The organism is Mycobacterium sp. E735 (genome assembly GCF_001666955.1).
Taxonomy (GTDB): domain Bacteria; phylum Actinomycetota; class Actinomycetes; order Mycobacteriales; family Mycobacteriaceae; genus Mycobacterium.
This window is the reverse complement of record NZ_LZIX01000336.1, coordinates 18,282-28,301: the sequence shown is the minus strand read 5'-3', so window position 1 is coordinate 28,301 and position 10,020 is coordinate 18,282. Positions and strand designations below refer to the sequence as shown.

12 protein-coding genes and 1 riboswitch are annotated in these 10,020 nt (G+C 70.9%); of the genes, 3 read left to right on the top strand and 9 right to left on the bottom strand.

Annotation, left to right across the window (positions count from 1 at the left end; translation table 11 throughout):
- On the top strand, positions 1 to 1,214 hold a 1,214-nt coding region (locus A5704_RS27160), incomplete at its 5' end, for a DUF349 domain-containing protein (RefSeq protein WP_197508552.1).
- On the opposite strand, the gene A5704_RS27155 is transcribed toward A5704_RS27160, so the two are convergent.
- From A5704_RS27155 to recA, 4 genes are read right to left on the bottom strand one after another with little or no spacing between them, the layout of a single operon-like run.
- Positions 1,211 to 1,825 (bottom strand): hypothetical protein, encoded by a 615-nt coding sequence (locus A5704_RS27155; RefSeq protein WP_156669850.1) that lies wholly within the window; start codon positions 1,823 to 1,825, stop codon positions 1,211 to 1,213. The genes A5704_RS27160 and A5704_RS27155 overlap by 4 nt on opposite strands.
- On the bottom strand, positions 1,813 to 3,345 hold the full coding sequence (miaB, locus tag A5704_RS27150) for a tRNA (N6-isopentenyl adenosine(37)-C2)-methylthiotransferase MiaB (protein ID WP_067747322.1): 1,533 nt from the start codon (positions 3,343 to 3,345) through the stop codon (positions 1,813 to 1,815). The genes A5704_RS27155 and miaB overlap by 13 nt, the downstream gene beginning before the upstream one ends.
- A gap of 52 nt (positions 3,346 to 3,397) precedes the next feature.
- On the bottom strand, positions 3,398 to 3,919 hold the full coding sequence (gene recX, locus A5704_RS27145) for a recombination regulator RecX (RefSeq protein WP_067747320.1): 522 nt from the start codon (positions 3,917 to 3,919) through the stop codon (positions 3,398 to 3,400).
- On the bottom strand, positions 3,885 to 4,937 hold the full coding sequence (gene recA, locus A5704_RS27140) for a recombinase RecA (protein ID WP_067747318.1): 1,053 nt from the start codon (positions 4,935 to 4,937) through the stop codon (positions 3,885 to 3,887). Before recA ends, recX begins: the two co-directional genes overlap by 35 nt.
- 167 nt (positions 4,938 to 5,104) lie before the next feature.
- Positions 5,105 to 5,230: riboswitch (cobalamin riboswitch) on the top strand.
- A gap of 42 nt (positions 5,231 to 5,272) precedes the next feature.
- Between recA and A5704_RS27135 the strand changes: the two genes are divergently transcribed.
- Complete coding sequence (locus tag A5704_RS27135; RefSeq protein WP_082954986.1) at positions 5,273 to 5,980, top strand: (2Fe-2S)-binding protein; 708 nt, start codon at positions 5,273 to 5,275, stop codon at positions 5,978 to 5,980.
- Between the two features lie 108 nt (positions 5,981 to 6,088).
- Here the strand turns inward: A5704_RS27135 and A5704_RS27130 are convergent, their stop codons facing one another.
- Genes A5704_RS27130 through A5704_RS27120 form a run of 3 tightly spaced genes read right to left on the bottom strand, consistent with a single transcriptional unit; the run spans position 6,089 to position 7,789 of the window.
- Entirely contained in the window at positions 6,089 to 6,283 is a 195-nt protein-coding gene (locus tag A5704_RS27130; protein WP_067747316.1) for a DUF3046 domain-containing protein, read from the bottom strand.
- Positions 6,284 to 6,326: 43 nt separating this feature from the next.
- Positions 6,327 to 6,590, bottom strand: coding sequence for a hypothetical protein (locus tag A5704_RS27125; RefSeq protein WP_067747313.1), 264 nt, complete (start codon positions 6,588 to 6,590; stop codon positions 6,327 to 6,329).
- Positions 6,591 to 6,622: 32 nt separating this feature from the next.
- Complete coding sequence (locus tag A5704_RS27120) at positions 6,623 to 7,789, bottom strand: glycosyltransferase (RefSeq protein WP_067747311.1); 1,167 nt, start codon at positions 7,787 to 7,789, stop codon at positions 6,623 to 6,625.
- A 53-nt stretch (positions 7,790 to 7,842) separates the two neighbouring features.
- Between A5704_RS27120 and A5704_RS27115 the strand changes: the two genes are divergently transcribed.
- A complete protein-coding gene (locus A5704_RS27115) occupies positions 7,843 to 8,274 on the top strand; it encodes a limonene-1,2-epoxide hydrolase family protein (protein WP_067747309.1) in 432 nt (143 codons plus the stop codon).
- Here A5704_RS27115 and A5704_RS27110 read toward each other — a convergent pair.
- Positions 8,271 to 9,074 carry a hypothetical protein gene (locus tag A5704_RS27110; RefSeq protein WP_156669849.1) on the bottom strand — a complete coding sequence of 268 codons (804 nt, stop codon included), beginning with the start codon at positions 9,072 to 9,074 and terminating at the stop codon, positions 8,271 to 8,273. The two genes, A5704_RS27115 and A5704_RS27110, sit on opposite strands and share 4 nt — an antisense overlap.
- 16 nt (positions 9,075 to 9,090) lie before the next feature.
- Complete coding sequence (gene pspA / locus A5704_RS27105; protein WP_067891984.1) at positions 9,091 to 9,921, bottom strand: phage shock protein PspA; 831 nt, start codon at positions 9,919 to 9,921, stop codon at positions 9,091 to 9,093.
- Positions 9,922 to 10,020: the final 99 nt, after the last annotated feature.

The window sequence follows — 10,020 nt, the reverse complement described above, 5'->3', positions numbered from 1 at the left end:
CACGCAGCAACCCGCATCAGTTCGGGCGCGTCGATGATGACGGCACGGTCTGGCTGATCACCGCGGCCGGCGAGCGCATCGTCGGCTCGTGGCAGGCCGGGGACCGCGAAGCCGCCTTCGCCCACTTCGGTCGCCGCTTCGACGACCTGAGCACCGAGGTCACGCTCATGGAGGAGCGGCTCGCGGCGGGAACCGGGGACGCCCGCAAGATCAAGGCCCACGCCTCGGAGCTGGCCGAAACGTTGCCGACGGCTGCCGTACTCGGCGACGTCGACGCGCTCGCCGGCCGGTTGGCCAGCCTCATCGACCAGGTCGAGACCGCCGTCGCTGAGGAGCGCTCCCGGCGCGACGAGCATCGCGCCGCCCAGACCGCGCGCAAGGAGGCGCTGGCCGCCGAGGCCGAGGAGCTGGCCGCGAACTCGACGCAGTGGAAGGCCGCCGGTGACCGGCTGCGGGCCATCCTCGACGAGTGGAAGACCATCAGCGGCCTGGACCGCAAGGTCGACGACGCGCTGTGGAAGCGCTATTCGGCGGCCCGCGAGGCGTTCAACCGGCGGCGGGGGTCCCACTTCGCCGAGCTGGACCGCGAACGCATGGGCGTCCGGCAGGCCAAGGAGCGACTCTGCGAACGCGCGGAGGCGTTGTCCGATTCGACGGACTGGACCGCCACCAGCGCCGAATTCCGCAAGCTGCTCACCGAGTGGAAGGCGGCGGGGCGGGCCGCCCGGGACGTCGACGACGCGCTGTGGCGGAGGTTCAAGGCCGCCCAGGACGTGTTCTTCACGGCGCGCAACGCGGCGACGGCCGAGAAGGACGCCGAACTGCGGGCCAATGCCACGGCCAAGGAGGCGCTGCTGGCCGAGGCGGAGAAGATCGACACCGGCAACCACGACGCGGCCCGGGCGGCGCTGCGCTCGATCGCCGAGAAGTGGGACGCCATCGGCAAGGTGCCGCGGGAGCGGTCCGCCGAACTGGAGCGCCGGCTGCGTGCCGTCGAGAAGAGGGTGCGTGACGCGGGCGAGGCCGATTGGTCGGATCCCCAGGCGCAGGCCCGCGCCGAGCAGTTCCGCGTCCGCGCCGAGCAATACGAGCAGCAGGCGGAGAAGGCCGCCGCGGCGGGCCGCACGAAAGAGGCCGAGGAGGCCAGGGCCAACGCCGAGCAGTGGCGGCAGTGGGCACAGGCGGCCGCCGAGGCGTTGACGCGTAAGCCCTAGGCGTCGGGATCCCGGGGCGCCCGGTCCGGGCTGTCGGGCTCGTCGTTGAGGCTCTCCAGCAGCGTCTTCGACTGCTGCTGCGCCGCGACCCGGCGCCGCTGCTCCTCGGCCGCGAGCTGCACGATCGTTCGCGACCATACGACCCGCGCCCACTGGTAGGTCAGCGTCAGGACGACGATCCACGCCGCGATCAACCCCACCCCGGGGCCCGGGTGCCCCGCGGCGACGGTCTGGCGCGACCAGATGGCCAACAACCCGGCCGCCCCGGCGAGCGCCGAACCCGCCAGCGCGATCCAGGCCAGCGCCCAGCGCCGCGTCACCAAAGCCAGCATGGAGAACCCGACGCCGAACACCAGCGCCAGCCAGGCGAACACCCGCGAGGGCAGCGCCACCGCCGCCGCGCCGGCGCCGTGGCTGCTGAACAACACGTCCCAGCCCCGCACCGCGCCGGTGTGCGGCAGGATGAACGATCCCAGAAGCACGAAAACCAGGATCGCCACGACGAAGCCGCGTGGGCCCGGGTCGAATCCACGCGCCACCCGGCGTTCGGCGGCCTCGATTTCGGTCCGTAGGGCGTCGAAGTCGGGGTGTTCTTCCATCATCGGGCACATCCAAGGGGTCCTGTGGGGTCGGGGGGCGGTCCGACGGCGGGCATGCCGAGGCCGACGCCGCCCGGGCGCTCCCCGGCGGCGTGCGCGTCGCCCGCGCGGGTTCGGCGATGGCTGAGGATGCCGCCGTCGGCGATGAGGTGGTGCGGCGCGGCCTGGGTGAGGACCGCGGTGACGACGTCCCCGGGACGCACCCGGTCGGCCCCGGAGCTGTCCAAGCCGAAGTGCACCAGGCGGCCGTCGCGGGCGCGGCCGGTCATCCGCGCCGTGCGGGTGTCCTTGCGCCCCTCCCCGGCGGCGACCAGCAACTCCACCGTCTGGCCGATCAGCGCGCGATTGCCCTCCAGCGAGATCTGCTCCTGCAGCTCGACCAGCCGCTCGTAGCGTTCCTGCACAACGGCTTTCGGGAGTTGCCCGTCGAGTTCGGCGGCCAGGGTGCCGGGCCGCTTGGAGTACTGGAAGGTGAACGCGGCCGCGAACCGGGCCTGCCGCACCACGTCCAGCGTGGCGGCGAAGTCCTCTTCGGTCTCGCCGGGGAACCCGACGATCAGGTCGGTGGTGATGGCGGCGTGCGGCATGGCCGCGCGGACGCGGTCGATGATGCCGAGGTAGCGCTCGGCGCGGTACGAGCGCCGCATGGCGCGCAGCACCCGGTCGGAGCCGGACTGCAGCGGCATGTGCAGGGCGGGGCAGACATTCGGCGTCTGCGCCATGGCCTCGATGACGTCGTCGGTGAACTCGGCCGGATGCGGGGAGGTGAACCGCACGCGTTCCAGCCCGTCGATGTCGCCGCAGGCCCGCAGCAGCCGCGCGAAGGCGCCGCGATCGCGGGGCAGCGCCGCGTCGGCGAAGGACACCCCGTAGGCGTTGACGTTCTGACCCAGCAGCGTGACTTCGAGTACGCCGTCGTCCACCAGGGCTCTCACCTCGGCCAGGATGTCGGCCGGGCTGCGGTCGACCTCCTTGCCCCGCAGCGCGGGCACGATGCAGAAGGTGCAGCTGTTGTTGCATCCGACCGAGACGGAAACCCAAGCGGCGTAAGCCGATTCGCGTGCGCTTGGCAGCGAGGAGGGAAACTCCCGCAGCGACTCGGCGATTTCCACCTGGGCGGTCTTGTTGTGTCGGGCCCGTTCGAGCAGCGTGGGCAGCGACCCGATGTTGTGCGTGCCGAAGACGACGTCGACCCAGGGCGCCTTGCGCAGCAACGCGTCCCGGTCCTTCTGGGCCAGGCAGCCCCCGACCGCGATCTGCATCTCGGGGTTGCCGCGCTTGCGCGGAGCCAGGTGGCTGAGGTTGCCGTACAGCTTGTTGTCGGCGTTCTCGCGGACGGCGCAGGTGTTGAAGACCACGACGTCGGCGTCCCCAAAATCCGAGCCGTCGGGGGCGCGCCGGTAACCGGCCGTTTCCAGCAGGCCCGCCAGCCGCTCCGAATCGTGGACGTTCATCTGGCAGCCGTAGGTGCGGACCTGATAGGTGCGCGCACCGGCGCCGTCGGGCGAGCCCGCGGCGTCCTGCACCACCATCGAAGTCACGGGGCCATGGTACGGCGACCCGGCGGTACCCGAGAAACCGCAGCTAGACCCGGCGGCGGTCCCGTTCGGCGGCCAGCTCGGCGAGGACGACCTCGCACGCCAGGTTCTGGCTGTAGCCCCGGCGCGCCAGCATTCCGACCAGCCGGCGGGTCACCCGCGCGTCGTCGCCGTCCAGCGTCTCGCGACGCAACTTGGCCCGCACCAACTCCTCGGCCCGGTCCCGTTCGGCGCCGGCGTCGATTCCGGACAGCGCCGAGGCGATCACGTCCTTGTCGACACCCTTGGTGTGCAATTCGGCGGCCAGGGCGCGCTTGCTCTTGCCGGCCTTCGCCCGGCGCGAGCGCACCCACTGTTCGGCGAAGCCGGCGTCATCGACCAAGCCGACGGTTGCGAGTCGGTCGAGCACGGCGGCGCTGATGTCCTCGGGATAGCCGCGCTTCGCGAGTTGGCCGTGCAGCTCGGCGCGGGTGCGCGCCCTCACGGTGAGCAGGCGCAGGCACAGGGTCCGCGCCTGCTCCTCGCGAGAGGGCTCAGAAATCGACGGGGGCGGGCAGGACGCTGTCATCGGACAAGCCATCGGTCACAACCGCACCAATGCCAAGCTTTTCCTTGATCTTCTTCTCGATCTCGTTGGCCACGTCGGCGTTCTCCATCAAGAAGGTGCGGGCATTCTCCTTGCCCTGGCCGAGCTGCTCACCCTCGTAGGTGAACCAGGAACCCGACTTGCGGATGAAGCCCTGCTCCACCCCCATGTCGATCAGCGAGCCCTCCCGGCTGATCCCCCTGCCGTAGAGGATGTCGAACTCGGCCTGCTTGAACGGCGGTGACACCTTGTTCTTGACGACCTTGACCCGGGTGCGGTTGCCCACCGCGTTGGTACCGTCCTTGAGGGTCTCGATCCGGCGCACGTCCATGCGCACCGAGGCGTAGAACTTCAAAGCCTTTCCACCCGTGGTGGTTTCGGGGCTGCCGAACATCACCCCGATCTTCTCGCGCAACTGGTTGATGAAGATGGCGGTGGTGCCCGAATTGTTCAGCGCGCCAGTCATTTTCCGCAGCGCCTGGCTCATCAGCCGGGCCTGCAGCCCGACGTGGCTGTCACCCATCTCGCCCTCGAGTTCGGCGCGCGGCACCAGGGCCGCCACCGAGTCGATGACCAGGATGTCCAGCGCGCCGGAGCGGATCAGCATGTCGGCGATCTCGAGGGCCTGCTCCCCCGTGTCGGGCTGGCTGACCAACAGGGAATCGGTGTCGACGCCGAGCTTCTTGGCGTAGTCCGGATCCAGGGCGTGCTCGGCGTCGATGAACGCCGCGACGCCACCGGCGGCCTGGGCGTTGGCCACCGCGTGCAGGGCGACGGTGGTCTTACCCGAGGATTCCGGGCCGTAGATCTCCACGACCCGGCCGCGGGGCAGGCCGCCGATGCCCAGGGCCACGTCCAGTGCGATGGATCCGGTCGGGATGACCGAGATCGGCTGACGCATCTCGTCGCCGAGACGCATCACCGAGCCTTTGCCGTAGCTCTTTTCGATCTGGGCCATCGCCAGCTCGAGAGCCTTCTCGCGGTCGGGGGCTTGCGTCATGGTGCCTCTCCTATGGTTCGGTGTGTTCGGTGACCGGTATCGGTCGGTTGGCCGTGACACTAGAGAAGGCCACCGACAAGTTGTCTCGCCGAACGTTCCCCACAGTAGCCGAACACCTGTTCGACTCAAGCGGACACGCCGAAGCCACGCGCGTGTGGCAACATTTGCTACCGAAACGCGCTGACGGGGCCCATGGAGCCTGAGGAAACCGGTGTGAATCCGGTGCGGTCCCGCCACTGTGACCGGGATGCCCTCCCGAGAGCCAGACACTCGCCGTCAGCGCTTCCTCACGACAACTGGGGCGGATTTCCCCGTAAGGGTCTGGTTGCGCATCGATGGACATCTCCGCTGAGCTGGCCGAAATAGCCTCGTATCAAGGGTTTTTCGCGTTGACCGTGGGCGGGACCGCGGCCGGGTGGCACCCGGTCCGGCGGTCCTACGCCGACGGGTTCGCCGACTTGGTCGAGGCCACCGCCCGGCGCTATCGCACGACGGATCTGCGGATCGGCGCCTCGCTGGTTCATCTCGGACACGCCACCCGCCTGTGGTCGCCCGTGCTCGCGTGCGCGCTGGCCCACGGCGTCGTCCCCGACCTGGGCGACCTGCAACGCGCCGGCGACGGGGCGCAATTGCGGCTGCCCGCGCCGGCCGGGTTCCCCGCCCGCTCACCGGACACCCTGTACCGGGCGGTGGTGCGCGAGCACATGCAGCCGCTCGCCGCCGGCCTGCGGGTCAAGCTGGCGCCCGCGCTGCTGGCGGGCAACCTGGCGTCGGCGCTGGTCGGCGCCGCCCGGGCCCTCCTGGCGGCGCGACCGGACCTCGACCTGCAGATCGCCGAAACGACCCGTGCGCTGCTGAGCACCGGTGTGCTGGCCGGATCGGGCGTCGTCACCGGCCCGCGCCTGGCCTTCAGGCGCCGCAGTTGTTGCCTCTTCTATCGGCTGCCCGGTGGAACCGTGTGCGGCGACTGCGTCTTCGAGACGCAGCCGCCGGACCGGCCTCGGGCGCCGCGTCGTTTACCCCCATCGCGCGGGGGTACCTGAGCACCACGCCCACCGAGACATCCCTGCGAGCCCTCGCGTTGACCTGTCGGTACACCTCGCGGGGCTACTGCGGCAGCACCAAAACCGACCTACGAATGGGCTGCCCACTCACCACTGGTCGCGCGGCACGTCGAAGTCCACGCACAGGGCCCGCCACACGTCACGGGGCTCGACCCCGTCCTCGATCGCCTGGGCGGCGGTGCGGCCGCCGAAACCGGTCAGCACGTGGTCGGCCAGGACCGAAGAACCGTATGCCGCACCGAATCGCAGGACCACCCGCTCGTTGAATTCCGTTAGCCGCACGCCAGCAAGATACCCACCGGGTGCGGATCGGACACCGGCCGCGTCAGCGCCAGCTGGCCGGCAGGTCGTTGAGGTGATTGGGGCAATAGTCCTGAACGGCCTCGGACATGGTGGTCCGCGCGCGCTGCGCCGACATCCGGGAGCGCAACTGCATGAAGGCGTACTCGGCCGGCGCATAGCCCTGCTCGGCGGCCGCCGGATCGTCCATCAACTGGCACGCCTGCTGCTCGTCGCCGCTGTCGGCGCGGGCGACACCCGAGCTGAACATCAAGGCGAGAAGCAGGCCGCCGGCCGCGATCGATTTCATTGCCGTTGCCCTCCTTTGCGCGACCTTGGCCATCATCCCGTCAGAGCGAGCGCCTCGTGGCACACCCGCACCGGATCGGCCACGCCGGCGATGCTAGCGGCGGCGGTCCGGGCCGCCTGGCGGTATCGGGGCGACGACAGCACCTCGTTGACCGCGGCCACCAACGCCCCGGCGGTCAGCGGCCGCACCAGCAGCCCGCTGCCCTGCCGGACCACCCGGTTGGCGATCTCCCATTGGTCGCCGCCGCCGGGCACCACCACCAGCGGCACCCCCGCCAGCAGCGTCTTGGCCACCATGCCGTGCCCGCCGCCGCAGATGGCCAGGTCGGCGTGCGTCAACAACTCGGCCTGGCTGCCCAGCCCGACCACCGCCCACGGCGGCACCTGCAGATCCGTACCGCCCAGCCGGGAGACCACCAGCCGCGATCCGGCGGGCAGCGTCTCCCCGGGCCGCAGGTGAGCCAGCGCGACCTCGGCCATGCCCTCGGTCCCGGTCGACGCGGTCGACGGCGCCACCACCACCACGGGCCCCGAACCCGCCGGGATGTCCAGCACCCGATCGGTCGGTTCGAAGTGCAGCGGGCCCACCACCACGGCCTCGGACGGCCAGTCCGGCCGCGGCACCTCGAGGGCGGGCAGGGTGGCGATCAGCCGCCGCAGCGGGCCGGGGTCGTGGGCCGGCAGCCCGATCTCGACCCGCACGGCCGCGCGTTGCCGCAGGCCCGCGCGCCACGACCGCGCGGTGAGCGCCCGCATCGTCGCATCGCGGAGCCGGCCGCGGATACCCGTGCCCGGCGCCAGCCCGCTGCCGATCGGCGGCAACCCCTTCGACGGCAAATACAGCGGGTGCGGGTCCAGCTCGATCCACGGGATGCCCAACAGCTCGGCGGCCATGCCGCCGCCGGCGGTGATGACGTCGGAGACCACCAGGTCGGGCGACAGCTCGCGCAGCGCCGGCACGTTCAGGACGGCCATCCGCGCCGCGCGCCGATGGATCCGCGCGCCGGCGTCGACGTCGTCGTCGGTGGCCGCCAGCCCGTCCAGCGGCGCGGCGCCGATGCCTGCGGCGCGGGCGGTGTCGAGCCACTCGGCGCCGGTGAACAGCGTGGGCTCGTCACCGGCCCGGGCGAAGCGTCGGCACAGCGCAATCGCGGGAAACGAGTGCCCGGGATCCGGCCCGGCGACCACGGCGACACGCATCGGCCTTACCCTGCCACAGCGCGCGGCCGCAACGCTCGCCTACGCTGGCGATCATGACCGAGCCGACCGGGACAGCCGTTGCGAACACCCGCACGGTCGAGACCTTCCTGAACGCCCTGCAGGACGCCGATTACGACGCCGCCGACGCGGCACTGGACGACGACCTCGTCTACGAAAATGTCGGGCTGCCGACGATTCGTGGCCGCGCCAGGGCCATGAAGCTGTTTCGCCAGATGGACGGCCGCGCCGCCTTCGAGGTGAAGATCCACCGGATCGCCGCGGACGGCGGCGCGGTGCTCACCGAGCGCACCGACGCCCTGATCTTCGGCCCGCTGCGGCTTCAGTTCTGGGTGTGCGGCGTGTTCGAGGTCCACGACGGACGAATCACGTTGTGGCGCGATTACTTTGACTTTTTCGACATGGTCAAGGCCACCCTTCGCGGCCTGGCGGCGATGGTGGTGCCGTCGTTGAAGGCGACGTTCTAGCTCGCTCCGCGCAGACCGCCGAGTTCGTCGAACGCCTGCGCCCAGCCGACCAGGCGGTCGGTGGCCCCGGTCAGCTCGGCGCGGTAGCGCTGCGAGGCCGCCAACTGGTCGCCGTTGGCGGAGGACACCAATTGCGCTGCGGCGGTGACCATTTCGTTGTACTGGCGAACGCCGGCGCTGAGCTGCGCGGTGAACGCGTTGATGGTGGGCACCAGATACGTTCGCGATGATTCGCTGGACTCGGCCGCCCGCTCCATCGACACCACCTCCGCGGCGGTGGCCGCCATGGCCGCCGAACTCTTGCTGGCCGCCGCGGACAGGTCGCGTATTTCGGCGGTCGGCAGCATCGATCCCCGCTCGATCACGTTCAGCAGCGACAGGAATCCGCGCTCGGAGGCGCCCAGCGCGTACATCGCGGGCCGCGCCGCCGAGCCGGGCGGCGGCAGCCGTCGCACGTTCGCCGGGCGGGGTGTGGGCAGCGGCTCGGAACGCAGCCACCGGTAGCGCAGCAACAGCAGCGTCGCCGGGACGGCCATGATGACCGCGACAGCGCCGGTGATCTCCAAGAGCAGCGCGAACCAGCCCCACGCCGCGAGCAGCATCGTCACCACCGCCCAGAACACACAGCCGACGGCGAAGATCAGGCCCCACCGCAGCGCGCGGCGCCGCCGCCGCAACAGCCGAGCGCGGGGATCCGCTGCGGCGCTGAGCTTTTGGGCCACCAGGTCGGAGAGGTCGGCGGCGGTGGCCAATCCCCGCCCCAGCACCGTGCGCCAGAGCCCGCCCCGTGTCTCGCTCACCGCCCCGACACCCGGGCTACTGGCCAAAGGGCTTCTCGGTGGCCGCGCTCCCGGTCGTCTCCGCGGGCGCGGGCGCCCCCGAAGGGGTGACCCCGGGGGCAGGCGTCCCACCGGTCGGCAACGCTTCGCCGCGCATCGAGGCGCGGATCTGCTCCAGCCGGGAGTGACCGGCCATCTGCACGCCGGCCTGCTCGACCTCGAGCATGCGGCCCTGCACGGAGCTCTGCGCGAGCTCGGCCGATCCGATCGCGTTGGCGTAGCGGCGTTCGATCTTGTCGCGCACCTCGTCGAGGCTGGGCACGTTGCCGGGCGCGGCGATCTCGCTCATCGAGCGCAGCGAGGCGCTGACCTGTTCCTGCATCTTCGCCTGCTCGAGCTGGCTGAGCAGCTTGGTGCGCTCGGCGATCTTCTGCTGCAGCACCATCGCGTTCTGCTCGACCGCCTTCTTGGCCTGGGCGGCCGCGCTCAGCGCCTGGTCGTGCAGGGTCTTGAGGTCCTCGACGCTTTGCTCGGCGGTCACCAGCTGGGCCGCGAACGCCTCGGCGGCGTTGTTGTACTCGGCGGCCTTGGCGGCGTCTCCGGCGGCGGTGGCCTGGTCGGCCAGCGTCAGCGCCTGGCGGACGTTGACCTGCAGCTTTTCGATGTCGGCGAGTTGCCGGTTCAGCCGCATCTCGAGTTGGCGCTGGTTGCCGATCACCTGGGCGGCCTGCTGGGTCAGCGCCTGGTGCGTGCGCTGCGCCTCCTCGATCGCCTGCTGGATCTGCACCTTGGGGTCGGCGTGCTCGTCGATCTTCGCGTTGAACAGCGCCATGAGGTACTTCCACGCTTTGACGAACGGATTGGCCATGAGTGAGCTCCACCTTCGCTTCGTATAGGCCGGATGGTCCCGGGATGGGCCGACGCTTGTCGCTCAATTTAGTGGGTCGGCGCCGATCGCCCTACCCCT

Excerpts from the sequence above, each read along its gene's own strand:
- A5704_RS27155 (WP_156669850.1), bottom strand. The coding sequence starts at position 1,825 with ATGTGCCCGATGATGGAAGAACACCCCGACTTCGACGCCCTACGGACC.
- miaB (WP_067747322.1), bottom strand. The coding sequence starts at position 3,345 with ATGGTGGTGCAGGACGCCGCGGGCTCGCCCGACGGCGCCGGTGCGCGC.
- recX (WP_067747320.1), bottom strand. The coding sequence starts at position 3,919 with ATGACAGCGTCCTGCCCGCCCCCGTCGATTTCTGAGCCCTCTCGCGAG.
- recA (WP_067747318.1), bottom strand. The coding sequence starts at position 4,937 with ATGACGCAAGCCCCCGACCGCGAGAAGGCTCTCGAGCTGGCGATGGCC.
- A5704_RS27135 (WP_082954986.1), top strand. The coding sequence starts at position 5,273 with ATGGACATCTCCGCTGAGCTGGCCGAAATAGCCTCGTATCAAGGGTTT.
- A5704_RS27125 (WP_067747313.1), bottom strand. The coding sequence starts at position 6,590 with ATGAAATCGATCGCGGCCGGCGGCCTGCTTCTCGCCTTGATGTTCAGC.
- A5704_RS27120 (WP_067747311.1), bottom strand. The coding sequence starts at position 7,789 with ATGCGTGTCGCCGTGGTCGCCGGGCCGGATCCCGGGCACTCGTTTCCC.
- A5704_RS27115 (WP_067747309.1), top strand. The coding sequence starts at position 7,843 with ATGACCGAGCCGACCGGGACAGCCGTTGCGAACACCCGCACGGTCGAG.
- pspA (WP_067891984.1), bottom strand. The coding sequence starts at position 9,921 with ATGGCCAATCCGTTCGTCAAAGCGTGGAAGTACCTCATGGCGCTGTTC.